This window comes from Amycolatopsis heterodermiae (assembly GCF_034929455.1).
GTDB classification, from domain to species: Bacteria; Actinomycetota; Actinomycetes; order Mycobacteriales; family Pseudonocardiaceae; genus Amycolatopsis; species Amycolatopsis heterodermiae.
Genome location: NZ_JAYFSI010000001.1, coordinates 2,157,690 through 2,181,273 on the forward strand (window position 1 = coordinate 2,157,690; position 23,584 = coordinate 2,181,273).

Annotated in this window: 26 protein-coding genes; 13 read left to right on the plus strand and 13 right to left on the minus strand. The window is 70.8% G+C overall.

Annotation, left to right across the window (positions count from 1 at the left end):
- Positions 1-200: 200 nt before the first annotated feature.
- Together VA596_RS10570 and VA596_RS10575 are read left to right on the plus strand one after the other, a co-directional pair.
- Complete coding sequence (locus tag VA596_RS10570; RefSeq protein ID WP_323325508.1) at positions 201-560, plus strand: rhodanese-like domain-containing protein; 360 nt, start codon at positions 201-203, stop codon at positions 558-560.
- Between the two features lie 2 nt (positions 561-562).
- A complete protein-coding gene (locus tag VA596_RS10575; RefSeq protein WP_323325510.1) occupies positions 563-1,603 on the plus strand; it encodes a DUF4328 domain-containing protein in 1,041 nt (346 codons plus the stop codon).
- Here VA596_RS10575 and VA596_RS10580 read toward each other — a convergent pair.
- Positions 1,600-2,196, minus strand: a complete 597-nt coding sequence (locus tag VA596_RS10580; protein ID WP_323325512.1) for a TetR/AcrR family transcriptional regulator — start codon at positions 2,194-2,196, stop codon at positions 1,600-1,602. The genes VA596_RS10575 and VA596_RS10580 overlap by 4 nt on opposite strands.
- Before the next feature lie 94 nt (positions 2,197-2,290).
- Between VA596_RS10580 and VA596_RS10585 the strand changes: the two genes are divergently transcribed.
- Entirely contained in the window at positions 2,291-3,652 is a 1,362-nt protein-coding gene (locus VA596_RS10585) for a DHA2 family efflux MFS transporter permease subunit (RefSeq protein ID WP_323325514.1), read from the plus strand.
- A complete protein-coding gene (mca, locus tag VA596_RS10590) occupies positions 3,649-4,494 on the plus strand; it encodes a mycothiol conjugate amidase Mca (RefSeq protein WP_323325516.1) in 846 nt (281 codons plus the stop codon). Before VA596_RS10585 ends, mca begins: the two co-directional genes overlap by 4 nt.
- Positions 4,495-5,012: 518 nt before the next feature.
- On the opposite strand, the gene VA596_RS10595 is transcribed toward mca, so the two are convergent.
- Complete coding sequence (locus VA596_RS10595) at positions 5,013-6,179, minus strand: cytochrome P450 (protein ID WP_323325518.1); 1,167 nt, start codon at positions 6,177-6,179, stop codon at positions 5,013-5,015.
- 53 nt (positions 6,180-6,232) lie between these two features.
- On the opposite strand from VA596_RS10595, the gene VA596_RS10600 reads away from it, so the two are divergent.
- From VA596_RS10600 to VA596_RS10615, 4 genes are all read left to right on the plus strand, one after another.
- Complete coding sequence (locus VA596_RS10600) at positions 6,233-7,114, plus strand: DUF5926 family protein (protein ID WP_323325520.1); 882 nt, start codon at positions 6,233-6,235, stop codon at positions 7,112-7,114.
- Positions 7,115-7,246: 132 nt separating this feature from the next.
- The gene (locus tag VA596_RS10605; protein ID WP_323325522.1) at positions 7,247-7,600 is read left to right on the plus strand and encodes a DUF952 domain-containing protein; all 354 of its coding nucleotides are present in this window, start codon (positions 7,247-7,249) and stop codon (positions 7,598-7,600) included.
- 201 nt (positions 7,601-7,801) lie between these two features.
- Positions 7,802-8,308 (plus strand): SigE family RNA polymerase sigma factor, encoded by a 507-nt coding sequence (locus VA596_RS10610; RefSeq protein ID WP_323325768.1) that lies wholly within the window; start codon positions 7,802-7,804, stop codon positions 8,306-8,308.
- Entirely contained in the window at positions 8,305-9,129 is an 825-nt protein-coding gene (locus tag VA596_RS10615) for a hypothetical protein (RefSeq protein WP_323325524.1), read from the plus strand. Before VA596_RS10610 ends, VA596_RS10615 begins: the two co-directional genes overlap by 4 nt.
- A 90-nt stretch (positions 9,130-9,219) precedes the next feature.
- On the opposite strand, the gene VA596_RS10620 is transcribed toward VA596_RS10615, so the two are convergent.
- From VA596_RS10620 to VA596_RS10630, 3 genes are all read right to left on the minus strand, one after another.
- A complete protein-coding gene (locus VA596_RS10620; protein ID WP_323325526.1) occupies positions 9,220-9,774 on the minus strand; it encodes a ferritin in 555 nt (184 codons plus the stop codon).
- Positions 9,775-9,923: 149 nt separating this feature from the next.
- Positions 9,924-11,108: an arginine deiminase gene (locus VA596_RS10625; RefSeq protein ID WP_323325770.1), complete on the minus strand. Its 1,185-nt coding sequence runs from the start codon at positions 11,106-11,108 to the stop codon at positions 9,924-9,926.
- 40 nt (positions 11,109-11,148) lie between these two features.
- Positions 11,149-11,961, minus strand: a complete 813-nt coding sequence (locus VA596_RS10630; protein WP_323325528.1) for a CPBP family intramembrane glutamic endopeptidase — start codon at positions 11,959-11,961, stop codon at positions 11,149-11,151.
- A gap of 22 nt (positions 11,962-11,983) precedes the next feature.
- On the opposite strand from VA596_RS10630, the gene VA596_RS10635 reads away from it, so the two are divergent.
- Positions 11,984-12,445: a PPOX class F420-dependent oxidoreductase gene (locus VA596_RS10635; RefSeq protein ID WP_323325530.1), complete on the plus strand. Its 462-nt coding sequence runs from the start codon at positions 11,984-11,986 to the stop codon at positions 12,443-12,445.
- Here VA596_RS10635 and VA596_RS10640 read toward each other — a convergent pair.
- Positions 12,437-13,231 carry a DUF2470 domain-containing protein gene (locus VA596_RS10640; protein WP_323325532.1) on the minus strand — a complete coding sequence of 265 codons (795 nt, stop codon included), beginning with the start codon at positions 13,229-13,231 and terminating at the stop codon, positions 12,437-12,439. The two genes, VA596_RS10635 and VA596_RS10640, sit on opposite strands and share 9 nt — an antisense overlap.
- A 154-nt stretch (positions 13,232-13,385) precedes the next feature.
- Here VA596_RS10640 and VA596_RS10645 point away from each other — a divergent pair, with 154 nt between their 5' ends.
- On the plus strand, positions 13,386-14,435 hold the full coding sequence (locus VA596_RS10645; RefSeq protein WP_323325534.1) for a hypothetical protein: 1,050 nt from the start codon (positions 13,386-13,388) through the stop codon (positions 14,433-14,435).
- Here VA596_RS10645 and VA596_RS10650 read toward each other — a convergent pair.
- The 5 genes from VA596_RS10650 to VA596_RS10670 all read right to left on the minus strand — a co-directional run bounded on the left by VA596_RS10650 (position 14,402) and on the right by VA596_RS10670 (position 20,081).
- Positions 14,402-15,646: an MFS transporter gene (locus VA596_RS10650; protein ID WP_323325536.1), complete on the minus strand. Its 1,245-nt coding sequence runs from the start codon at positions 15,644-15,646 to the stop codon at positions 14,402-14,404. The two genes, VA596_RS10645 and VA596_RS10650, sit on opposite strands and share 34 nt — an antisense overlap.
- A gap of 118 nt (positions 15,647-15,764) precedes the next feature.
- A complete protein-coding gene (locus tag VA596_RS10655; protein WP_323325539.1) occupies positions 15,765-16,247 on the minus strand; it encodes a DUF4231 domain-containing protein in 483 nt (160 codons plus the stop codon).
- Between the two features lie 44 nt (positions 16,248-16,291).
- A complete protein-coding gene (locus VA596_RS10660; RefSeq protein WP_323325541.1) occupies positions 16,292-17,023 on the minus strand; it encodes a hypothetical protein in 732 nt (243 codons plus the stop codon).
- Positions 17,023-18,828 carry a substrate-binding and VWA domain-containing protein gene (locus tag VA596_RS10665; RefSeq protein ID WP_323325543.1) on the minus strand — a complete coding sequence of 602 codons (1,806 nt, stop codon included), beginning with the start codon at positions 18,826-18,828 and terminating at the stop codon, positions 17,023-17,025. The genes VA596_RS10660 and VA596_RS10665 overlap by 1 nt, the downstream gene beginning before the upstream one ends.
- 80 nt (positions 18,829-18,908) lie before the next feature.
- Complete coding sequence (locus VA596_RS10670; protein WP_323325545.1) at positions 18,909-20,081, minus strand: homogentisate 1,2-dioxygenase; 1,173 nt, start codon at positions 20,079-20,081, stop codon at positions 18,909-18,911.
- An 85-nt stretch (positions 20,082-20,166) separates the two neighbouring features.
- Between VA596_RS10670 and VA596_RS10675 the strand changes: the two genes are divergently transcribed.
- The 3 genes from VA596_RS10675 (at position 20,167) to VA596_RS10685 (ending at position 22,124) form a co-directional block, all read left to right on the plus strand.
- A complete protein-coding gene (locus VA596_RS10675) occupies positions 20,167-21,021 on the plus strand; it encodes a hypothetical protein (RefSeq protein WP_323325772.1) in 855 nt (284 codons plus the stop codon).
- Positions 21,018-21,659 (plus strand): IclR family transcriptional regulator, encoded by a 642-nt coding sequence (locus VA596_RS10680; protein ID WP_323325547.1) that lies wholly within the window; start codon positions 21,018-21,020, stop codon positions 21,657-21,659. Before VA596_RS10675 ends, VA596_RS10680 begins: the two co-directional genes overlap by 4 nt.
- 63 nt (positions 21,660-21,722) lie before the next feature.
- Positions 21,723-22,124, plus strand: a complete 402-nt coding sequence (locus VA596_RS10685; protein ID WP_323325549.1) for a DUF6188 family protein — start codon at positions 21,723-21,725, stop codon at positions 22,122-22,124.
- Here VA596_RS10685 and VA596_RS10690 read toward each other — a convergent pair.
- Together VA596_RS10690 and VA596_RS10695 are read right to left on the minus strand one after the other, a co-directional pair.
- Positions 22,121-22,792, minus strand: a complete 672-nt coding sequence (locus VA596_RS10690) for a DUF998 domain-containing protein (protein ID WP_323325551.1) — start codon at positions 22,790-22,792, stop codon at positions 22,121-22,123. The two genes, VA596_RS10685 and VA596_RS10690, sit on opposite strands and share 4 nt — an antisense overlap.
- Before the next feature lie 118 nt (positions 22,793-22,910).
- Entirely contained in the window at positions 22,911-23,498 is a 588-nt protein-coding gene (locus VA596_RS10695) for a TMEM165/GDT1 family protein (protein WP_323325774.1), read from the minus strand.
- Positions 23,499-23,584: the final 86 nt, after the last annotated feature.

Genomic DNA, 23,584 nt, shown 5'->3' on the forward strand with positions numbered 1-23,584 from the left:
GGGGCCTCCCGCACCGACGTGCGGAAGGCCCCCTCCGCCGTGTCGACCCCCCCAATCACACGTGATGCCCCTCCAATCACGCGAGATGCCCGGTTCCGCCCGGCTGATTCCGGCACGAACGGCCCGTTCGCGCCCCTTCCGTCGCGAACGGACCGTTCGTACGCACACCTCACACGCGGGCAACGCCCCGACGTGGCAGCATGGTCAACGTGGTGAGCCCTGCTGAACTGCCGACCGCCGAGGTCCGCGACCTGCCCCAAGACGGCCTCGTGCTGCTCGACGTCCGCGAGGACGACGAGTGGGCCGCCGGGCACGCGCCCGGCGCGGTGCACATCCCGATGGGGGAGCTCCCGGCCCGCGTCGGCGAGCTGACCGACCTGCCCGACGACCAGCCGATCCACGTGATCTGCCGCAGCGGCGGCCGGTCCGCGCGCGCGACGGCGTGGCTGAACCAGAGCGGCTGGGACGCGGTGAACGTCGCCGGCGGCATGGGCGCGTGGCACCGCGAAGGCCGTCCGATGGTCGGCGAGCACCCCGGCATCGATCCCGAAGTGATCTAGCCTTGCACCCGGGTCAGCCTCCGGCGGGACAGCCGTACCCACCCGGGTACTGGCCGCGCCCGGCCGCGCCGCCGCCGAACGCGCAGCAGCTGCAAGGCCGCGCGCTCGCCGCGCGCCCGGAGCCGTACCCGTACCACCGCCGTCCGCACCACCGGCCGAAGCTGCGCTGGGTGGCGACCCCGCCGCCGGGTGCGTGGCCGCGTCGCCGGGCGGTGGCCCCCGAGCGCTACTACGGTCCGCCGTCCTACCCGGTGCCGCCGCGCTGGGGTTTCCCGAACCTGGTCTGGCGCCGTCCGACGTCGGTGCCCGGCACGGCTTCCGACGGCGTCCGCCCGATCGACCGCGTGCGGGTGCTCAGCCGCAGCCTGGTCGGCATCCTGTTCGCGTTCTCCGTGCTTTCCGTGGTCGCGGCCGGCGCCGAGATCTGGCGGTACGTGCTGCTCGTCCAAGGCCGTGACTCCGCGCTGACCCGCTCGGTGGTCGCGTTCTCCGACGGGTTCGTGCTCACCGCCGGCCTGCTCGCGTCGATCCTCGCGCTGCTGCCGGCGGGGCTGTCGGTCTGGTGGCTGCTGGTCGCCCGGCAGGCGGCCGCCGACAACTCGGGCGACGACCCGCCGCGGCCGGTGTGGCAGGTGCTGGTCGGCATCCTGGTGCCGGTCGCGAACCTGCCGATGGCGCTGTCGATCGTCGGCGAGCTGGAGCACGCGGTGCTGGGCCGCGAGCGTGACGTCCGCCCGAAGCCGTCCCGCCAGGTCGTCGTCTGGTGGGGCGCCTGGCTGCTGAACTGGGTCATGCTGGGCGTGACGATCGTCTGGCGCTTCCGCACCGACGTGCAGTCGATGGCGGACAGCGTCGTCCTGGTCGCGGTGACCGACCTGGCCGCGGCCGCGCTCGCGGTGGTCACGGCGCTGGTCGTGCGGCGGTTCACGGCGTTGCTGGCGCCATCCGACGCGATGGACCTGCGCGAGCTGCGCGTGCTGAAGGTCGACGGCGCACCCGAGCCCGAGCTGCGGACCAAGCGCCCGGCCGGCGCGGCGCGCTAGAACCGGCCGAAGACCGGTTCCAGCTGGTCGAAGGCCTGTTCCGCGACGGGCCACAAGGTGTCGACGATCTGCTTCCTCGGCTCGTCCGCGAGCGTCCGGTCGAAGACCTCCTGGAAGAGCACCCGCAGCACGGCCGCGAGGTGCGCGGCGGCCAAGACCGGCCCGAGCTCCTGCTCGGGGTGCCGTCCGATCAGGAGGTGCGTGAGCGCCGCCTCGCGCTCGCGGTGCATCTCGTGCAGCGCGTTCGTCAGGACCTGGCTGTCCTTGATCATCCGCACGAACCCCTGGCCCGAAAAGCCGATCAGCGCGTGTTCGGCGCCCAGGGCCTCGAAATAGAGCTCGCGCGTGTCGTGGAAGGCGCTGTCGCGGATCAGCGTCGCCGGCCAGGCCGCGAAGTCCTCGCGGATGTCGAAGACCAGGTCTTCCTTGCGCGGGAAGTGGTTCGTCACGGTCATCTTGGCCACCCGCGCCTCGGTGGCGATCTCCGCGATCGTCACGTCTTCGAAGCCGTTCCGGATGAACAGGCCGGTCGCGACGTCGGAGATGTTCTTCCTGGTCTCGTGCTTCTTCTGGGCCCGGAGTCCCTCGCTCATGCCGTCACTCTACTGGGTCGAACCCAAACTTGTGCTTGACCCAGTGAGTGTGTTCGACCTAATCTGAGGTCGGACCTAACGAACGGGGGTGGGCATGACAACGGCAGTCCGGCCGGACAAGGCGCTGTGGCGGCTCGGCGGCGTGCTGATCATGGGCGCGGTGCTGTCGATCCTCGACGCGACGATCGTGACCGTCGGGATCGACTCGATCGCCCGTGACCTCGGCAGCCCGTTGACGACCGTGCAGTGGGTCGCCAGCGCGTACCTGCTCGCGGCCTCGGCGGCGATCCCGCTGTCGGGCTGGCTGACCGACCGGTTCGGCGGCCGCGCGGTCTGGCTGACGGCGGTCGCGCTCTTCACTGCGGGCACGCTGCTGTGCGGCTTCGCGTGGTCGGCACCCGCGCTGATCGCCTTCCGGGTGCTCCACGGCCTGGGCGGCGGTCTGATGCAGCCGGTCGGCCAAGCGGTGTTCGCGCAGGAAGCGGGCCCGGCGCTGGGGCGCATGATCGGCGTGATCACGTTGCCGGCCACGGTCGCCCCGGCCCTCGGCCCGATGCTCGGCGGCGCCCTCGTCGCCGGTTTCGGCTGGCGCTGGATGTTCTTCGGCATCGTCCCGCTGGGCGTGGCGACGTTCGTGTGCGCCCGCCGCCTGCTCCCGGCTCCGGAACCGGGTGGCGTGCGGGAACCCCTCGACGTCCGGGGGATCGCGCTGCTTTCCCCGGGTCTGGGTGCCTTCGTGTACGGCTTGGCCGAAGGCGTCCTCGTGGCTACGGTCGCCGGAGTGGCGTTGCTGCTCGCGTACGGCGTCCACGTGGCCCGCGCACGATCGGCGGTACTGGACCTGAAGTTGTTCCGGGACAACGGTTTCGCGGTCGCGAGCGCGAGCACGTTCCTGCTGGGCGCGTCGCTGTACAGCTCGATGTTGCTGCTCCCGCTGTACTACCAGCAGGTGGAGCAGGCGAGCGCGTGGCAGGCGGGCCTGCTCCTGGCGCCACAAGCGGTGGGCTCGGCAGCGGTGCTGCTGGCGGGCGGGCGTCTGCTGGCGCGCTTCGGTCCCCGCACGATGATGCTGGCCGGAATCACGTTGTCCCTGTTGGGCACGATCGCGTTCACGCAGCTGGGCTCGTCTCCCGACGGTGTCCTGCTGACCGTGTCCCTCCTGATCCGCGGTGCGGGCCTGGGCGCGGCGACCACCCCGGGCATGACCACGCTTTACGGCTCCTTGGAGCGATCCCGCATCCCCCGAGCGGCGAGCGCGTTCAACGTGGTCAACCGCATCGGCGGTTCGCTGGGCACCGCGCTGCTGGCGGCGATCCTCCACAACGAACTGGCCGGAACCGCCGCCCCCACGGCGTTCGGCACCACCTTCACGTGGGCCCTGGCGTTGTCGGCCTTGACCCTCGTCCCCGCAGCGTTCTTCCCGAAGTCATCGAGTCCGAAGAGGAGCATCGCGTGACCTTCCGTCTCCTGAGCGTCCACGCCCACCCCGACGACGAGTCCAGCAAGGGCGCGGCAACCCTCGCCCGCTACGCCGCCGAAGGCGTCGACGTCCTGGTAGCCACCTGCACCGGCGGCGAACGCGGCGAGGTCCTCAACCCGGCCGTCGACCACCCCGAGACCTGGGCCGACCTCCCGGCCATCCGCCGCCGCGAGATGGCCGCGGCAGCCGAGATCCTGGGCGTCCGCCAGCAGTTCCTCGGCCTCACGGACTCCGGCCTCCCCGCCGACGGCGAGCCACCACCCGAAGGCTCGTTCGCCGCCATCCCACTCGAAGAGGCGGCAGCCCCACTGGTCGCGCTGATCCGGGAGTTCCGCCCGCACGTGGTGATCACGTACGACGAAACCGGTGGCTACCCCCACCCGGACCACATCCGCACCCACGAGGTGACAACCGAGGCCTTCACCGCGGCCGCCGACCCCACTCGCTACCCCGGCACCGGCGACCCGTGGCAGCCACAAAAGCTGTACTACCAAGCAACCCTGAGCCGAGCGTGGTTCGAGGCCATCCACAAAGCCACCCTCGCAGCCGGCCTCGAATCGGCCATGGGCCCAGTCCTGGACGAACTAACACCCGAAGACAATCTCCCAATCACCACCAAAATCCGCTGCGAGAACCACTTCACAACCCGAGACCGCGCCCTCCTGGCCCACACCACCCAGGTGGACCCGGCCCACCCGTTCTTCACCCACTCCCGCGAGATAGAACGAGAGGCGTGGCCCTTCGAGGACTACCACCGAGCCCACCCAGCCCCGGGCCCCGAACTGGAAACCAACCTATTCGCCGACCTAACCCCCTGACCGCACCCAACGGCCCACGGTGCCCCATCCGTTCGCAGCGGAGGCAATCCCGACCACGGCTCGCAGATCCGCCCGCCATGACCACAGCTCCGGTCTCGATTCGCAGCGGCTCGCAGGTCCGTTGGCGGCGGTGTACTCCCACCGGCCTCGGCCAAACAGCGCGCCACAAGACCGGACTCCGCGACCACGGCTCAGCCCCGACCGGCGGCACTTGCGGATCCGTCAACTGCGATGTGTTTCCACCGGCCTCGGCCCAGCAGCGCGCCGCGCCGCGACCATGGCCAAGCCGTGACACGTAGCTACCGGAACTCCGGATTACCACCGCTGGCCGCGGCGCCACCTTCCGCGAGGGGGTGCCTTCTCCGCCAGGCCGGGCAAGCGGCGACCGAGGCTGAAGTCGAGTCCCCCGGTCACTCAACCGCCGAGGTTGTCGCCGCGGTGCTCCGCCATCCCATCGTCCGGCGCGAACCTTCGCAGCAACCCCACAGCAAGCCTCCCACCGGCCGTGGGGCCGCAGCTCAGGCCGTAACCCGCAGCTCCCGCAGCCCCCGAATCACGAACTCCGGTCGCCGCGGCGGTGTCTCCACCAGGCGCAGCCCCGGCACTTTCTCCGTCAGCGCGGTCAACGCCGCGGCGATCTCCACCCGAGCGAGAGGAGCGCCCACGCAGTAGTGAATTCCCATGCCGAATCCGAGGTGCGCGTTCGGCGTCCGGCCGATGTCGAGGCGGTTCGGGTTCTCGAACACCTTCGGGTCCCGGGCCGCGGCTCCCAGCAGCGCGCCGATCTTCTGGCCGCGCTCCACCACGAAGCCGGCGATCGTCACGTCCTCGGTCGCTGTCCGCTCGAAGAGCTGCAGGGGCGCGTCGAACCGGATCAGCTCTTCCACGCACGAATCGAGCAGCGACGGTGTGGCCAGCAGCCGGTCCCACTGGTCGCGGTGGGTGAGGAGGGCCGTGATGCCGTTGCCGAGCACGTTCACCGTCGCTTCGTGGCCGGCCATCAGGAGCAACACCGCCGTGGCGACCAGCTCGTCCGGGGTCAGTTCACTGCGGAGGAGGTCGCTGATGATGTCGTCGCCGGGCGACTCAGCCCGGGAAGTCGCCACCGACCGGACGTACGAGACGAACTCCTCGGCGGCTTGCTCGGCGGCGTCGCGCTCCGTCTCGGGGAGGCCGTACTCGTACATCTTGACGATGGCGTTGGACAGCTGCACCATCCGCGGGCCGTCGGTGCCCGGGACGCCTAGCAGCTCGGCGATCACCGCGACCGGCAGTGGCTGGGCCAGGTGCTCCAGCAGGTCCGCGCTGCCGTCGGCGGCGATGGCCGCGGCCAGGTCGTCGACCATGCGGGTGGCGAGCGTCGCGACCATCGGCTGCAGGCGCTGGACGTGGCCGCGGCCGAACGCGCCCGCGATCAGGCGCCGGAGGCGGGTGTGGGCCGGTGGCTCGTTCTCCAGCAGCGAGTTGCGGTGCAGCAGGTTGAACGAGGCGAACCGTTCGAGCGGCTGGGCGTCCTGCCAGATCCGGCCGAGCCCGCGGTGGCGCAACACCGCCGCCGACGCGGCGTGGGACACCGTCAAAGCCAGGCCGAGGCCGTCGTGGAAATGGACGTCGCCTTCTGCGCGAAGGGCCGCGAAGGCCGGGTAGGGGTCTTCGAGAAACTCAGGATCGCGGGGGTCGAACACGTCGCGAGACTAACCCTTCGATAGCGTTCCAAGCCGAGCCAGAGGAGGCAGCAGTGGGCAAGGGCGCGCGCAAGAAGGGTCCCAAGCAGGCGTCGGACCGCAAGCCGAAGGTGCGCGACGTCTTCGTCGGCCAGCCGTTCGAAGGCCTGGTCGCGGAGCCCGAGCTGATCGCGCTGCGGGAGTTCGTGCCGTCCGCGACGGCGAAGCTCACCCTCGCCGACGGCGGTGACGTCACCCTCGGCACCGTGCTGCCGATGGCCGCGGCCGCGTTCGTCCGCTCCGACGGCGAGCGGTACCTCGGCCTGCAGGTGCAGACCCGGTCCTCCGACATCAGCCGCGACCTCGGCCGCTCGCTGAAGTGGCTGCTGGACGCCAAGGAGGGTGACGTCCTCGGCGTGCCGGACACGACGACGCCGCCGTCGGCCGACGAGAACGCCCGGCTGCAGGACCTGCTGACCCCCGGTGCCGACCTCGACGTCACGCTGCACACCGACTTCGCCTGGTGGCTGCCCGAGGACGCGGACGCCACCGGTGACGTCGCGGTGTCCCTCGAGCGCGCCAACGCCGCGATCATGCCGACCGAACGGCTCGGCTCGGGCGCCTACTGGGTGCTCGCCGGCGACAAGGCGCACCTGCGCTGGGTGCGCCCGGAGCCGGAGAACCTGCTGCTCCAGGCCCTGGCGCGGCTGTCCGCGGCCGGTGAGCTCGGCCTCGGTGAGGGCTCGCGCTACGCGGGTTCGTTCCGGGCGCACGGCCTGCTCGTCCCGGTCTGGGACCTCGACACCGAGGCCCACGCCCGCGAGTGGGCGGACGCGAAGGACGCCCTCGGCGTCCGCCTCGAGACCGCCCTCAAGTCCCTCGACGCCGAGCCGCTGAACGCCGCCGAGCGGCGGGCGCGCGACGGCCTGATCGGCCGTCAGCTCACCCTGCGCTGATCCGATCCAGCACGACGAAGGGGCCGTTCCGCGAGGGACGGCCCCTTCGTCGTGCTGGATGAGCGTTCAACCAGGCATTATGTGGCGCACGAGACACCGCCGCCGGATCGCGCCGGTGGGACCATTCTCCCCGTGATACTCCACATCTGCGGGGCGGCCGAGTGGGCCGAAGTGGGCGAAGGCGGCGAGTACCGGGCGCCGTCGCTGGACGACGTCGGGTTCATCCACTGTTCCGACTTCGGCACGGCGCACCTGCCGGCCAACGCGCTCTACCGGGGCCGCACCGACCTGGTGCTGCTCGAGATCGACCCGGCGAAGCTCGGGGTCCCGGTCCGCTGGGAAGACGGCGAGCCGCCGCACCCGGCCGGGATCTGGTTCCCGCACGTCTACGGGCCGATCGCGCGCGACGCCGTCGTTGATGTCCACGAGTTCACCGTGCAGGCGGACGGCGGCTTCGAGCTGCCGGAGTCGCTCGCGCTCCGCTGACGCGGAGCGCATCACAGCGTCTCCGAATTCGTGCGGGGACGCGGGCAACCTGAGGGGGTTGTGATGCGTGTTGGGGAGGAAGGTGACTCGGCTTCTGGCTACCCGACCCCGATGGGAGGCGATACGGTGACCGCTGCGGCACCCGTCTTCACCGGGGGAGATACCTGGGTGACCAGCGCAGGCCGAGGGAGGGCCGCGACGTTGCCGGGTGAGTTCGCCGACTTCGGGGACTTCGTGCAGGCCACTCTGCCGGGGTTGCTGCGGTACGGCCACGCGCTCACCGGCAATCCGCACGACGCGGCGGACCTGGTCCAGACCGTGCTCGAAAAGATGGGTTCACGCTGGACGTACGTGCACGACAAGACCGGCGACCCGCTGGCCTACGTCCGCCGCTCGATGGCGAACGCGCACGTCAGCCGCTGGCGCCGGACCCGCCGGGAAAACCTGGTGGCCGATCTGCCGGACACCAGTCCGCACGTTCCGGACGACCCGTTCGAGCACGAGCCACTGTGGCGCGCGCTACGAACGCTGCCGCCGCGGCAACGCGCGGTGATGGTGCTGCGTTACTACGAAGGTCTCTCGGAAGCGGAGATCGCGAGTGCACTGGGCGTCACGCAGGGCACCGTGAAGAGCCAGGCAAGCAAGGCGATCGCGTCGCTGCGGATGAAGCTGAAGGCGACCGAAGGCGAAGGGAGTGAAGCAGGTTGAACATCTCCGAGGACGAACTGGAGCAGCGCCTGCGCGCCCTGTTCGCCGATGAGCGGCTCGACTTGCCTCCGCCACCCGACGCCGGCACGGTCATCGTCGCGGGCGCACGCCGACGTCGTCGGCGTCGCCAGGGCGCGTTGACCGTGGTCGGGGTCGCGGCGGCCGTGGTGGCCGTCGCCGGCGGCCTCACCGTGGTGCGCCTCCACACCGAGGAGGGCACCGCGGTGATTTCCGCCGGTGGGTCCTCGATCAGCGTCAAGCCTCCCGAAAACCTCACGCCCGGCCGGTCGCCCCAGCCGTCGATCGCCGCGCCGACCAGCACGAACGACATCGAAGCCTCCTCGCCACCGGCTTCCGCGCCCTCGCGGACCGCGCGGCCGTCGTCGGCCCAGCCGCCGTCGAAGCTGGCGCCGGTCTCGACCGGGCCGCTGCTCGCGTCGGACGGCTTCGGCAACATCAAGCTCGGCATGTCCGAGGCCCAGGTCAACGCCCAGGGCGTGACGCTCAGCGACGCCCAGGTCGGCGGGAGCTGCACCACCTACACGGTGAAAGGCAGCGGAGTCCCCGCGACGGCGACCGTGGTCATCTCGAAGGCCGTCGGGCTCACCGTCGTCACGCCGGCGCAGACGGCCCACACCGTCGAAGGTGTCGGCGCCGGATCCACGAAGGACCAGGTGCTCGCCGCCTACCCCGAGGCCAAGGACGAGCCGGGCGGCATCGTCGCCCCGGCGCTCAGCACCTCGGCGTACCACTTCCGGCTCGACGACACCGGGGTCGTGCAGACCAGCCTGATGAGCCTCAACCAGGACTGCGCCGGCTGACCGGCGCCGCATACGGAAAACCCGGGCTGTCCACAGGGGGAGAGCCCGGGTTTTCTGGCTTCTTGCAATGGGCGCAGCGTGGTGGGAAGCCTAAAGCGCTCCGCCGGCCACCGGCGGCATCTGCGCGTCCGCGCCGGCGTCGCCGACGGACTCGCGGTGCAGGTGCGCCTCGACCTCGAACAGGTTGCCGTTCGCGCGCTTGACGATCGTCAGCAGCGTGTTCATCTGCGAGATCTCTTCGACCTGCTCCTTGAGGAACCACTGCGTGAACTGCTCGCTGATGTAGTCCTCTTCGGCGCGAGCCGCCTTGGCCATCGCGGAGATGTCGGAGGCGACCTCCTTCTCCTGCTCGAGCGCGAGCTCGATGAGCTCGGTGACGCCGGAGAAGTCGTTGCGCACCTCCCCGGTGCCAGGGATCTCGACGTGGTGGTCGCGGTCGAGCATGAACTGCACCAGCGCCATCGCGTGGTTGCGCTCTTCGACCGACTGCTTGTAGAAGTGCTTCGCCAGCTGCGGGAGGTCCTCGGCGTCGAACCACACCGCGAGCGCGATGTACTGCTGGGACGCGTTGAACTCGTTGTGGATCTGCGCCTGCAGCAGTTCGTAGAACTTGGAGCGCGGTTCTTTCCGGTTGATGAGGGCCATGCATCTAACGGTACGTCAGAATGCGAATCAATGCCACTTCAGAGTGGTGATCTACCCCCTATTAGGTTACCATTCCTAAAGAAAGACGAACCTAATTTTGGTAAGCCTTCCCTAAATCATCAATGCATTTAGGGAAGGCTTACTTGAATTCACAGGGGATCGCGGCGCACCGGGCAGGACATGCAGCGCGGGCCGCCCCGGCCGGAGCCCAGCTCGGACCCGGTGATCGGCAGCACCTCGATGCCCGCCGCCTCGAGACGCTCGTTCGTCTCGACGTTCCGCTCGTAGCCGACGACCACGCCGGGCGCCAGCGCGAGCGTGTTGTTGCCGTCGTCCCACTGCTCGCGTTCGGCCGTGACCGGGTCCAGGCCGGTGTCGATGACGCGCAGCCGGTCGATCTCCATCGCCTCGGCCGCGGCGATCAGGAACGGCGCCGGCCCGGCCACCTTCACCCCGCCGTCGCCGGTCGGACGCAGCGTGAACGCCGTCAGCGAGTCGCGGGCCAGCGGGTACATCACGACCGCGTCGGCGTCGACCATCGTGCACACCGTGTCGAGGTGCATGGTCGCGCGGGACTGCTCGATCGGCACCGCCAGCACCGTGTGCGCGATGCCGTCGGCGAACACCGAACGGGCCAGCGACTCGGCGCCGGCGGCCGTGGTCCGCTCGCCGACGCCGATGGCGAGCACGCCCGGCGCCAGCAGCATCACGTCGCCGCCTTCGATCGGCGCCGAATGGGCGCCGTACGCGCGGGCCGCGTGCCGGAAGTACGGGTGGTAGGCGTAGATCAGGTCCAGCACGGCGGTTTCGCGGCGCCGCGCGGGCATGGTCAGCGACGAAATCGCCACCCGGTCGGCGATCCACGCCGACGAGTCGCGCGTGAACAGCAGGTTGGGCAACGGGTCGACGGCGAAGTCGTGCGGGTGGTTCATCATCCGCACCAGGGACGCGCCTTCGGACGAGGGCAGCTCCTCGAACGTCATCCCGGCCATCAGCACCTCGGCCAGACCGGCCGCGTCGACACCGGACAGGTGCGACCGCAGCGAGTCGGCCAGGTCGCCACCGAGGCGCCGGTCGTCGACCGCGGCGTGCACGCCGGCCGCGTGCGCCCGGACGTCTTCGAGCGCCGTGCGCAGCGCATCGGCCAGCAGCAGCACTTCGACGTCGCGGCCGCGCAGCACGTCGGCGAACGCGTCGTGCTCGGCCTGGGCCCGGTCGACCCAGGGGATGGAGTCGAACAGGAGCTGGTCGTTGTTGCGGGGCGTCAGCCTTTTGAGCTCGTTGCCGGGCCGGTGCAGCAGCACCGCGCGCAGGGGTCCGACTTCGCTGTCCACCCGGGGAGGTGTCGTTTCGTCGATCACCACCCGAGCCTAGTCAAGGCAGCCAGGAAAGGTGACCCTTCAGCAGGGCGTACCCGACGAAGGACACAAAATCGAACAGCGTGTGCGCGGCCACCAGCGGCCACAGCCGGTTGGTCTTCTGCCACAGCCGCCCGAACACCAGGCCCATGATCAGGTTCCCGACGAACCCGCCGAAGCCCTGGTACAGGTGGTACGACCCGCGCAGCACGGCCGCGCCGAACAGCGCGTTGTTCTCGCGGACGCCGAGCTGCCGCAGCCGGGTCAGCAGGTACCCGATCACCAGCACTTCCTCGGCGAAGGCGTTGCCGAAAGCCGAGAGCGTCAGGGAAATCGGCCGCCACCACGTGTCGTTCAATGTGGACGGTTGCACCGCCAGGCTGAAGCCCAGGTGGTAGGAGATGAAGTACAGCGCCAGCCCGGGAATCCCGATGACGGCGGCGAGCGCGACGGTCAGCAGCGCGTCGCGGCCGGGGGAGCGGCGGTCCAGCCCCACCTGGGTGATCTTCACGCCCGCGCGCCACAGCAGGTACAGCCCTAGCGCGCCCCAGCCGACCAGCTGCGCGGCCGACAGCAGCTGCTTGAGCAGGTCGATCAGGCTGGCCGCGGCCTGGGGCACGTTGAGCTGCACCTGCTGCTGCGCCAGGGGGGCCGGTTGCAGCAGCGAGTCCACAAGGGACAACAGGCTGCGCACGCCGGACAGGCCGAGCGTGATCCCGAAGACGATCAGCAGCTCGATCTTGATCGCCTTGCGCTCGCGCGGGTCCTCGATCGCGTCCGGGAAGTCCGGGCGGGCCGGGGCCAGCCACGATCGCGCGGTGAAGGTCATGAGCGCACGCTACCTTCGACGTATGCCCAGGACTATCGCCACCAACGAGACCGTCGACCGCGCCGAGCTGGTCGAGTTCCTGTCCACCCGCCACCGCGCGATCCTGCTGACCACGAAGGCCGACGGCGGCCCGCAGCTCTCGCCCGTCACCTGCGGCGTCGACGCCGAGGGCCGGCTGGTCATCTCGACCTACCCGAAGCGCGCGAAGATCGTGAACATCAAGCGCAACCCGCAGGTGTCGGCCTGCGTCCTTTCCGACGAGTGGAACGACAAGTGGGTCCAGCTCAACGGCACCGCCGAGGTGCTGGACATCCCGGATTCGGTCGAGCCGCTCGTGGAGTACTTCCGCAGCATTTCGGGCGAACACCCGGACTGGGACGAATACCGCGAAGCCATGGTCAAGCAGGGCAAGAGCATCATCCGCGTGACCATCGAGAGCTGGGGCCCGCTCGCCAAGGGCGGCTTCCCCGCCGAACTAGCCTGACGCGCCCCGCAGGAACGGGCAGCCGACCAGCCGCCGCAGCTCCATCGCGAGCTGCGGCGGGCTGTCCACCGGCTTCGAGAACGCCAGCCGCACGTCGTGGTCGCCGACGTCGGACTCGACGCGCAGCCGCAGCCCGAACCGGTCGAGCCCGAGCGGGCGGATCCGGCCGCCGCGCAGGTCCGCGGGCAGGTGCTTGGCCAGCTGCTCGACGACGTCGGAGTGGTCGCTTTCGAGGTGTCGCAGCCACTGGGCCTCGTAGTCGTGGAACGGGTCCGGCGCCGCGGCGCTGAACATGTGCGGACGCAGCGAATGCGTGCCCTCGGCGTCGGCGAGCACGACTGACGCGGGGGTGAGCCGCAGCAGCGTCAGGCCGTGGCCGACGTCGAGGAGCCGCTCGTCCGGCCGGGATTCGGCGATCGCCACCGCCCGTGCGCGGGCGGACACCGGCGAGAGCGGCCGCAGCCAGCCGGTGATCCAGAGCAGGCCGCGGATCGGCTCGCGCAGGTCGACCGGCGCCTGGTCGGCGAGCTCCACCATCACGGCCAGCTCGCCGCGCTGGGTCTGCTTGCTCGCGCGGACCAGCGGGTGCTCGTCGGGCAGCAGCACGCTCACGCTGCCGCTGTGGTGCACGTGGTGCAGGACCGGGACGACGCGCTCGGCCTCCAGGCCCGCGCGTTCGCAGGTGGGCATCAACGACGCCGGGCCGTTGCGGGTCGCGATCGTCTTCGCGCGCTCGGCGGGGTTCGGTGCCGGCGGACGGCGGATGGATGTCGGTGCTTCGGTCACGGCTCACCTCCTACTTAGGTGAGCCTAACCTGAATCCTTGCGTCTGGATAGTCGCTCGTTCGCGGCCCGTTGCGCCGAACGGAGCATCCGGTAACGCCGATGACCGGTTCACCGAAAGGGACGGTGACCAGTGTCGACACGGTGGGGGCTCCACGTGCAGATCGTCCCGGCTCACGAGCGCGTGCGCGCGTTCGAGTTCGACCCCGCCATGCCGTCCGGCGCCATGCCGATCTTCGGCGAGTACCTCGACCGCATCGGCCGGACCATCACGAACCAGCGGCTCGCGGGCTGGCCGTTCGTGCTCCTCGGCTTCTCCCAGTTCTTCACCGGGACGGGCGTCGCCATCCCGGTGTTCCTCATCGTGCTGTTCGGCTTCTTCCAGGTGTTCTGGCTGCACCGCGGCCGGGTCGGCGTGCCCGAGAACCGGCTCAAGCGCGAGCGGTTCCGGCGGGTCGACATCGCCGCGGACGGGCTGGTCGCCAGCGGCCGGACCGTCGGCGTCCGGCTGCCGGACGGCCGGTGGCTGCGGGTCCGGCTGGACGAGGCGTTCCGGCTGCTGCTGGCCGGCGACCGCCGGGTGTGGCTGCTGGGCTCGGGGCCGAAGGTGTTCGTCGGCTTCCCCGGTGTCGTGCGGGTCCGCCGCGCCCGGATCCACGACACGCCACCCGCGCACGCCGTCGCCGTGCCGCAGACGACTTGGTCCGCTTCGCCGCGGCTCGACCCGGTGCTCGCCGCGCACCGGCGGCGCCGCGTCCGCGAGACCTGGGAAGCCGCCGCGTTCCTGCTGGCCCTGGCCGGGTTCGCGACGTGGGTGCGGCTCGACTTCCCGGCGGACGACGGCGCGACCGGGTTCGTCGTCCTGGTGTTCACCGGGCTCGCGGTCGTCGCGCTGGCGGCCGCGATCGCCGTGGCGATGCGCTCGATCGCCTACCTCGGGCCGCAGCCGGCGGACCACTGGACCGAGCTGCGCGCGGTGCCGGACGGGCCGGTGCGGGTGAGCCCGCACGGCTCCGCCCGGGTGAGCGGCCTGACGATGCTCGCCGACGGCCGGGTCGTCCCGTTCCGCATCCACGACGCCGACCCGTCGACGGCCGCGAACGTCGCGGCGACCGGACGTCTCTGGATCGCCGGCGTCCCGCGCCCGGGCCGGTCCGCGACGGGTGTCCCCGGCTACCCGGTGCTGGGGACGGTCCGGCTCGGCTGAGCGGGCGTGCGGTCGTGGCGCGGGAGCAGGAACGGCGTCACGAGCACCAGCACCCCGGCGATCCCGATCGCGACGCGCGGGCCCGTGAGCCCGGCGAGCAGCCCCCAGAGCGCGGTGAGCGCCGCGGTGCTCGCCTTGGTGCTGACCGACCACGCCGACAGCGTCCGCGCGATGCGGTCCGCCGGGAACTGTTCGAGCCGGTAGGTGGCGAGCACCGGGTTGAACACGCTGCAGAAGAAGATCAGGCCGAGCTCGACGACCATCACGTACCCGAGCCCGCCGGCGCCCGCGGGCACGAAGGCCAGCGCGAGCAGCCACCACGCGCGCAGCACCCCTGACGTCCACAGCACGGTGTGCCGCCCGAACCGTGCGACGAGCCGCGGGGTCAGCCGCGAGCCGGCCAGCCCGCCGAGGCAGGGAACGGCGTACGCGAGCCCGTACTGCCAGGGCGTGAACCCGAGCTGACCGAGCATGAGCACGGCCAGCAGCGGCTCGGTCCCCATGATCAGGCCGTTGAACAGGAGCACGTTGAGGAACAGCGGCCGCAGGCCGGGGTGGCTGAACAGGAAGCGCCACCCCTCGGCCAGGTCCCGCGCGCGCAGCCGGGACGCGGTGCGCGCCGCCGGTGATGGCTCCGTCCCGCCGATCGCCCGGATCCCCAGCGCCGAGAGCAGGAAGCTGACGGCGTTCGCGACGATCGTCGTCACCGGCCCGAGCAGCCCGAACGCGGCGCCGCCCAGCGGCGGGCCGAGCGCGGTCGCGGTCCAGTTCGTCGACTCGAACCGGCCGTTCGCGACGAGCAGGTCCTCCGGCGGCACGAGCGCCTTCAGGTAGGCGCCGCTCGCCGAGGTGAAGGCGATGTCCGCCGCGGCGACGATCACCGAAACGACCAGGAGCTGCCCGAAACCGAGCCAGCCGAGCGCGTACGCCGTGGGCACGCTGATCAGGGCCGCGAACCGGACGACGTCCATCCAGACCATCACCGGCCGCTTCCGCCGGAACTCGATCCACGGCCCCAGCGGCACGGCCACGAGCGCGCCGACCGCGGGCCCGACCGCGGCGAGCGCGGACACCGCCGTCGGTCCGGCGTGCAGCACGAGGATCGCGAGCAGCGGGAAGGCCCCGAAGCCGAGCCAGGTCCCGAACGCGCTGACGGCGTAGGCCGTCCAAAGCCACCTGAACCGCGGCCCCAGCGACCGCCTGCGTTTCACCCGGAGAGCAAAGCGAAAGTGGCGCCCGCGGAGCAAACAACCACCGTGGCGGCGAGCCACAACCCGGCGTTGTGCACCTGGAGTCGGCCTACCCGCACTCGCTGGTCTGGCGCGCGAGCTAGGCGGTCTTCTCCCTGGCGTTGCCGTAGGACATGCGCAGCGCCACCCAGCCGTCGCGCTCCCCGGCGCAGATCTCCTCGACGGTCTCCACCAGGACGGCCGCCGCGCCCGAGGCGGCGTAGTTGCCGTGCCGGGCGGCGAAGAGCGCGATCTCCTTCTCGATCGCGTAGCGCGCCCGCGTCCGGCTGGTCCAGTTCTCCTTGTACCCGCCGAGCGCCCGAACCCCGTTGACCAGCACCGCAAGCGACCCGACGGCGGCGATGATCCGCGCGTCGACGGCGAAGGCCGCGAGCGCGGGAATCGTGGCGGTCACGACCAGGCTCGCCATCTCGACCACGGAGTGCCGCCGCCGCGCGGCCCACGACGACCGCTGGTACCGCCGCCACTCGGCCAGCACCGACGGCGGCACCGCCTCGTCGTCGACCCCCTTCGCATCCAGAACCCACTGACTCCGCGCGATCGTGCGCGATTCTGCTTTCATGGGAGGGAAGTTCACACCAGAGGGCGATCCGGTCAAGCAGGCGGTCAGCCCAACGACCGCCGTGTCGCCTGTTCCGTCTCCAAGACTCCCTGGCGGATTCCCTCCAGCTGGTCGCTCAGCTCGCGGACCGCGCCCGTGTCCACCGCGAAGTCCGTTGTCGCCGCTGTCAGTTCCGCCACCCGCGCCACCAGGCTGTCCAGGCCGAGCGCGCCCGATTGCAGTTGTGCCAGCAGCTTGTCCCGCGCTCCCGACAGCCGCGCGTGGACGTCCGCCTGCGCCTGCACCGCGTTCAACGCCGACTCGAGATCAGCCCGGACGTCTTCGTGCGCCGACTTCAACTCTCCTTTCAGGCGGCGCTTTTCCCGCGCGACGGCCTCGAGATCGACGCGGGACAACGCCTTTCCCGTCGCCGACGCGCGGCCGGCCAGGCGTTGCAGGGTCGACAGCGTCTCCTGGACCACCGGTTCCATGTCGGCGACGCGGGTGGCGAGCGGGCCCGAGTCCAGGGAATCACTCAGCGAGCCGAATCCCTCCGCGGCGTGCTCCGCGCGTTGCAGCCAGGTGGCCTCGGTCGATCCCGGCGTGACGTCCAGGACCCGCGCTTCACGCGGTGGCGGCTCGCGGGTGGCGACCGCGACGCCGGCGCGGGCGGCCAGCACCACGACGCCGACGCCGAGCGCGGCGACCACCGGCAGCTGCACGGCCCACGCCACGCCGGCCGACGCGGCGCCGAGGAACAGCCCCCACGGTTCGGCGAACTCACGAGCGAACTTCATCAGAAGTTCGAGATCACGGACGTGAAGACCTGGTTGATCGAGTCCGGTTTGGACGAATCGTATTCCGACCCCTCGGTCGACTCCGCGATCTGCTTCAGCACGTCCTGGTCGGCGTCGCCGCCGTAGGCGATGGTGAACAACCGGACCGTCTCCGCGTTGCCCTCGGGCCGCAGCTGCGGCAGCAGGTGGTCGAGGTCGACGCCGCCGGAGTCCTCGTTGCGGCCGTCGGTCAGCACGACGACGGCGTTGATCGCCGTTGGGTCGACGTGCGCCTTCATGTACTCGTACGCGGCCAGCGACGAGTCGTACAGCCCGGTGCCGGCCTGCGGCGTGAGCCCGCTCAGCCGCGACGCGAGCGTCTCCTTGCCGGCCGTGCCAAGGGCTTGCACCGGTAGCAGCTCCTGGTAGTCCCGGTCGCCGTCGAGGTGGGTCGAGAACTGCCAGAGCCCGACCTGGTCCCGCGGCACGAACTGGCCGAGCGCGTCGATCGCGGCCTGCTTCGCCAGGTCGATCTTGCTCTTGCCGGTGCCCTTGACCTCGTCGCCCATCGAGCCGGAAACGTCCACCACCAGCAGCACGTTCGCCTTCTTGCGCAGCTCGGTCCAGGTGGTCAGCAGCTTCGACAGCACCGTCGGCGACGGCGGCTGCAGGAAGCTGATCTTCGCGTCCGGCTGCGCGCCGTTGGCCGTGGTCACCTGCGGACCCGGCTTGCCGTCGAAGGACCGGAAGCCCAGCGCGGCGAACTTCTGCTGCGTCTCCGGCCCGCGCAGGTACCCCAGGAAGTCCGCGGCGATCTGCTTGCGCGTCTGGTCGGCCCAGTTCAGCGTGACGAACGGGTGGTCGGAGTTGAGCGTGCCGTCCGACGGGTAGATCGCGACGATCGGCACCTTCGGCGGCGCGTGCTGGCCGACCTTCGCCGGGTCGTTCGTCGGGTTGCCCTGGTTGTAGCCGATCAGCGAGCTCTCCTCGACCGTCACGGCCGAGATGTACGACAGCGCGGCACCCCGGTCGTCGGCCTTCTGCAGGTTCGTCAGGAAGGTCAGCGTGTTGTCGCCGTAGTGCACGATCGCCTGCTCGATGTTCGTGACGAACTGCTTCGCCTCGGGCTTCTCGAGCGCGGCGGCGGTGAGGTCGGACGACGTCCCCGTCGCGGCGTAGTACGCGCCGATCGTGGCGTTCAGGCCGGCCGTGGAGATGTTCGGGTTCGTCTTGCCCAGCCGGAACCTGCCCCACTCGGGGTGCCCGAACTTCGCCCAGCCCGCCGGGTCGGTGGCCAGCGACGCCAGGTCCTTCCAGCCGATCGGCTTCGACGGCCAGCCGAGCGCCTCGGCCATCGGCTTCGGCATCGCGATCGTCAACGGTGAGTTCGCGATCGACTCCAGGTTGCCGTCGGGCACGATCGAGCCGGTGTCACCCTTGGCGTTGACGCGCAGCAGGTTGACCCAGCCGCTCGCGGCCGGCGTCCAGACGTCGGGGCGCGGGCCGTCGGTGGCTTCGTTCCAGCCGTTCGCCAGCGCCTGCATCGCGATGCCCGACGATTTCGACTTCACGACGACGTCCACGCAATGTCCGGCGACCGACCGTCCGGAGTAGGCTTTTGCGGCTTCTTGGACGATGCCGACCTTTTCCGGGGACGACGCGACGTTCAGCGCGATCGCGTCGTCACCGGTGCACTTCGGGGCGTCGGCCTCGTCGGAATCGCTGGTCCAGGCCCGGATTCCGATGATCAACCCGGCCGCGACCACGATCGCGGCGACGAAGGGAAGAATTTTTCTTTTTCTTCGCGCAGGCTGGGAATTGATCATCGAAAATGCACCCTCCGCCGACCGGAAAGTCCATTATCCGGCCGGTGGGGGAGCACTGGGGGCGCGTTGCCGAAACTTGACTATCCCTTAGGGCCGCGGCGCGACCACGTCCACGCGTAACCGGGGTCCTCGGACGCATCAGCGGCCTCACCCAGGTCCAGCGGAGCGAAAGTGTCGACCATGACGGCGGTTTCGTCGAAGAACTCCGCGCCGATCGACGCCTCCGCCGCGCCCGGCTGCGGGCCGTGCGTGAAGCCGGACGGGTGCAGCGACAGCGAGCCGACGCCGATCCCCGAGCCCTTGCGGGCCTCGTAGTTGCCGCGCACGTAGAACATCAGCTCGTCGGAGTCGACGTTCGCGTGGTTGTACGGCACCGGGATCGAGTCCTCGTGGTAGTCGACCTTCCGCGGGCAGAAGGAGCAGACCACGAAGTTCGGGCCCTCGAACGTCTGGTGCACGGGCGGCGGCTGGTGCACGCGGCCGGTGATGGGCTCGAAGTCGTCGATGTTGAACGCCCACGGGTACAGGCAGCCGTCCCAGCCGACGACGTCGAAGGGGTGGGTCGCGTACGTGTAGCGGGTCAGCCCGGCGCGGTGGCGCACGAGTACCTCGACGTCCTCGCCGTCGGCCAGCAGCGGCTCGGACGGCCCGCGGACGTCGCGCTCGCAGTACGGCGAGTGCTCCAGGAACTGGCCCTTCGCCGACAGGTAGCGCTTCGGCGGCCCGATGTGCCCGCGCGCTTCGAGGATGAAGAGGCCGACCTCGCCGTGCGGCAGCACGCGGTAGGTGCACGACGTCGGGATGACGAGGTAGTCGCCGTCGCCGACCTCGATGCTGCCGTAGATCGTCTCGACGGTCGCGGAGCCGCCCTGGACGTAGAACAGCTCGTCGCCGGCCGCGTTGCGGTACAGCGGGCTGGGCGCGGTCGCCGTGACGAACCCGATGGTGACGTCGGCGTTGCCGAACAGCCGCCGCCGGTCGGTCACGGCGTCGGTGTCGCCGCCGAACTTGAGGTCCTGGGTCTTGAACGCCCGCGGCTTGAGCGGGTGGTTCGGGGTGAGCGAGCCGCGGTCCTCCTCGACGGCGACGGCGTCGACGATCGCCGTCGGCAGCCCGCGGTGGTAGAGCAGCGCGGAGTCGGCGGAGAAGCCCTCGACGCCCATCAGCTCCTCGGCGTAGAGCCCGCCGTCCGGCTTCCGGAACGCGGTGTGCCGCTTGTGCGGGATCTCGCCTACTCGCCGGTAGTAAGGCATCGACGTCCCCTTCGAACGTGTCCGTTGTGCGAACGATTTTGTCCTCATGTCGTACGCTACTAGCGTGTCATTCGTGTCAAGCGCTGTGGAACTCACGCCCCCCGGCCCCCGTGGGATTCCTCCCCTGTTCGCGAGGCTCGTCGACGACTCGGCGCTGTTCCCTCCGGGCGATGCGGCCATGCCCGAAGCCCTGCGCGCGCACTTCGCGAGCCGGGAGTCCGAACACGCAGGTGTACTGGGGGTTTTTCTCTGTCAGGCGTCCCGGCTGCCGGAGCTGATCACCGAGTTGATCAAAATCAAGCCGAAGCAGCCGTTGCCGCTTTCCTTGATCATCGACACCGGTCTCGGCGGTGTGCCGAAGGCGATCTCCATCGTCGAGTCGCGCAGTGAGCTGCTCGCTCTGCGGATGGTCGAGATGCCCGCGCCGTCGGACGTCGACGAGGTGTGGCTGGAGCGCGTCTCGGAGTTCGTCCCCGAGGACGTCATCCGGGTCGTCGAGCCGCGCCGCGGCGTCGGCTGGCTCGACGGCGTCCGCAAGGTGATCGAGCACGGGAGCTGGCCCAAGATCCGCTGCGGCGGCAAGGCGGGCGAGAACTTCCCGAGCGTCGACGAGGTGGCGGACTTCCTGGCCGTCGTCAGCGGGTCGAGCGGCGCGTCCTTCAAGGCGACGAACAGCCTGCACCGCGCCGTCCGGCACGCGGACCCGGACACCGGGTTCGTGCACCACGGCTTCCTCAACCTGCTGGTGGCCTCCGCCCGCAGCCTCTCCGGCGGTGACGTCCGGGCGGCGCTGGAGGAGACCGACGGCCAGGTGCTGGCCGACGAGGCCCGCGCGCTGTCCGAGCCCGCCGCGAAGGCCGTTCGCGAGCTCTTCGCGTCGTACGCGGCGGCGTCGTTCGACGAACCGGTCGCCGACATGGGTGAACTCGGCCTGCTGTGACCAGCCGGGAGGGGTCGCTGACGCTCGACCGGGGCCTGGCGCTGCTGCAGGCCGTGGCCGACGCCGGTGGCGACGCGGCGACCATCTCCGAGCTCGCCGTGGCCATCGGGGCCAGCCGGGCGGCCGTCTACCGGCTGCTCGTGCCGCTCTCGGAGCGCGGGCTGGTCTGGCGCGACGGCACCAAGGTCCGGCTCGGCGTCGGCCTGCTCCGGCTGGCCGGGCAGGTCCTGCCGCAGCTGCGCGACGCCGCCGGTCCGGTGCTGCGCGAGCTGGCCGAAAAGGTCGGCGCGACCGCGCACCTGTCGGTCGCGCAGGGGCCGCAAGCGCTTGCGGTGGCCGTCGTGGAGCCGTCCTGGACGAGCTTCCACGTCGCCTACCGGGTCGGCAGCCGCCACGCGCTGAACTCCGGCGCGGCCGGCAAGGCGATGACCCTGCGCCCCGGCGGCGACGGCTGGGTGACCTCGTCGGGCGAGCTGGAAGCGGGCGCCTCCGGCGTCGCCGCGCCGGTCCGCGGGGTGCCGGGGCTGCGCGCGAGCGTCGGCGTCGTCTCCCTCGAACCCCTCAAGTCCGCCGAGGTGGGGCCGCAGGTCGTGGCTGCGGCCGCTCGGCTGACCGAGGTGCTCCGAACGGACGCGTAGTTGGCGCACCGGCGCCGGGATGTGGTCTCGTGGTCGCCGGAGGCGGCCCGCCGGGGAGCCGCCGTGACCCGGTCCGGGGGTGCGGTGAAGGTTCCCGAAGAGCTCGTCGGCTGCGCGGTCCGCCGGACCGCGTTCGACTTCCAGGTGCGCCTCGAGCTGGTCGACCAGCCGGTGGGCGAGGACGCCAGGGTCGAGGCCGAGCTGGTCGTCGAGACGTCGTTCCGGGTGCGCGACGCCGAGGGCCGCTGCCACGACCTGACCCCGGCGACCGGGACCGCGCTCGCGCCGGTGCTCGCGCTGTTCGGGCGCACGGTGACCGCGGTGCGGTTGCGCTCCGGAAGCCTCGTGCTGACGTTCGACGACGGCGCCGAGCTGTCCGCGTGGCCGGACCCGGCGTACGAGTCGTGGTGGCTGACCGGGCACGGCGTCGAGCCGATCCTGGTCGGGCCGGGCGAGGCGAACTAACGCCGGGAGACGGCCACCAGCGGCCGGACCATGGTCAGCAGCAGCGCGACGTCGATGGTGAACAGGAGCCGCTCGAACAGGCCGAGCGTGACGTCCTGCTGGGCGGGCCCGATGACGAGCGTGCAGACGAACCCGGCGAGCACGATGCCGATGCTGGCGAAGCTCGCCGTGGCCAGCCGCCGGATCGTGGTGCGGCGCGGCTCCCACGGGCAGCGGTCGCGGCCGCGGCGGGTCAGCACGAACGCGGCGGCGGGCAGCGCGACGAACGCCGTCAGCGCCGCGATGTTGTGCACCTGTCCGGACAGCGAACGCGCCTGTCCGTCCGGGTCGACGGGCACGAGCCCGCACACCAGCAGCCCGGCCGACCAGACGCCGAGCAGCACGCAGACGGCGGTGGTGCCCGGGCGGTGCGCCTTGGCGATGCCGGTGAGCAGCGCGACCGAGCCGAGCGACAGGGCCAGGCACATCGCGCTGAACAGCGGCGCGGCCGACGAGCTGCCGAGCTTGCCGTAGACGTACTCCGAGAGCGTCTGCCAGATGGGGCTGACCTGGCCGGAGAGGCGCAGGTGCAGGTCGATCGAGATGGCCACGGCCAGGCCGATGCACCCGAGCGCGAGTCTGCCGTGCACCGGCGAGACGGCGTGGGTCGAAGGCTTCGGCGAGGTCACCTGCTGTTCTCCTGGCTCCCGGGGACACGGAGAAGGGCAAGGTGGTGTTCACCTTGCCCTCACCCATTCGTTCCCGAAAGGTTACCGCGTGATCCTGTGAAGGGCCTGTACGCCCGGCTCAGAAAGCGAGCTGGAGCAGGGCGAAAGCCGCGAACCCGGCGAACACGAACCCGGCGATCCGCTGGATCAGCTTCGGGTTGATCCGATTGCGGATCTTGCCGCCGATGAACACCGCGAGCCCGGCGACCACGACGAGCGCGGCGAACGAGCCGACGCCGACCGCGAGGGGGTTGCCGATCCGGGCGGTGAGGCTCGCCGTCGCGAGCTGGGAGGCGTCACCCCACTCGGCGGCGAAGAGCACGCCGAAGGACGTCAGCGCGGAACGTGCGAAGGACGCCGGAGAGGGGCCCGTGCGCGAAGCGTCTTCGCCTGCTTCGTCCGCTTCGCTGAATCCCTCGCGAAGGAGCATGAAAGCGCCGAGTCCGAACATCGCCGCGACGACCAGGGAAAGCACCAGGTCCGGCAGGAGGGTCAGCACGCTACCGAACGCGACCGCGATGACGCATTGCACGGCGAACGCGGCGCACACCCCGGCGAAAACCGGCCCACCCCGGAAACGGGTGGTCAGCACCAGGGTCGCGACCAGCGTCTTGTCCGGCAGCTCCACGGCGAGGACCAGGCCGAACGCGCTGATCAACGCCACCATCGCGGTAGTCATGTGTATTCTTCGCCCCTTTCACTTCAACGATAAAGGGGGCATTCAGAAGGAGGCAAGCTGATGGCTTGCGCGAA

Excerpts from the sequence above, each read along its gene's own strand:
- VA596_RS10570 (WP_323325508.1), top strand. The coding sequence starts at position 201 with ATGGTCAACGTGGTGAGCCCTGCTGAACTGCCGACCGCCGAGGTCCGC.
- VA596_RS10580 (WP_323325512.1), bottom strand. The coding sequence starts at position 2,196 with ATGAGCGAGGGACTCCGGGCCCAGAAGAAGCACGAGACCAGGAAGAAC.
- VA596_RS10585 (WP_323325514.1), top strand. The coding sequence starts at position 2,291 with ATGACAACGGCAGTCCGGCCGGACAAGGCGCTGTGGCGGCTCGGCGGC.
- VA596_RS10620 (WP_323325526.1), bottom strand. The coding sequence starts at position 9,774 with ATGGCCCTCATCAACCGGAAAGAACCGCGCTCCAAGTTCTACGAACTG.
- VA596_RS10630 (WP_323325528.1), bottom strand. The coding sequence starts at position 11,961 with ATGACCTTCACCGCGCGATCGTGGCTGGCCCCGGCCCGCCCGGACTTC.
- VA596_RS10635 (WP_323325530.1), top strand. The coding sequence starts at position 11,984 with ATGCCCAGGACTATCGCCACCAACGAGACCGTCGACCGCGCCGAGCTG.
- VA596_RS10655 (WP_323325539.1), bottom strand. The coding sequence starts at position 16,247 with ATGAAAGCAGAATCGCGCACGATCGCGCGGAGTCAGTGGGTTCTGGAT.
- VA596_RS10660 (WP_323325541.1), bottom strand. The coding sequence starts at position 17,023 with ATGAAGTTCGCTCGTGAGTTCGCCGAACCGTGGGGGCTGTTCCTCGGC.
- VA596_RS10665 (WP_323325543.1), bottom strand. The coding sequence starts at position 18,828 with ATGATCAATTCCCAGCCTGCGCGAAGAAAAAGAAAAATTCTTCCCTTC.
- VA596_RS10670 (WP_323325545.1), bottom strand. The coding sequence starts at position 20,081 with ATGCCTTACTACCGGCGAGTAGGCGAGATCCCGCACAAGCGGCACACC.
- VA596_RS10695 (WP_323325774.1), bottom strand. The coding sequence starts at position 23,498 with ATGGTGGCGTTGATCAGCGCGTTCGGCCTGGTCCTCGCCGTGGAGCTG.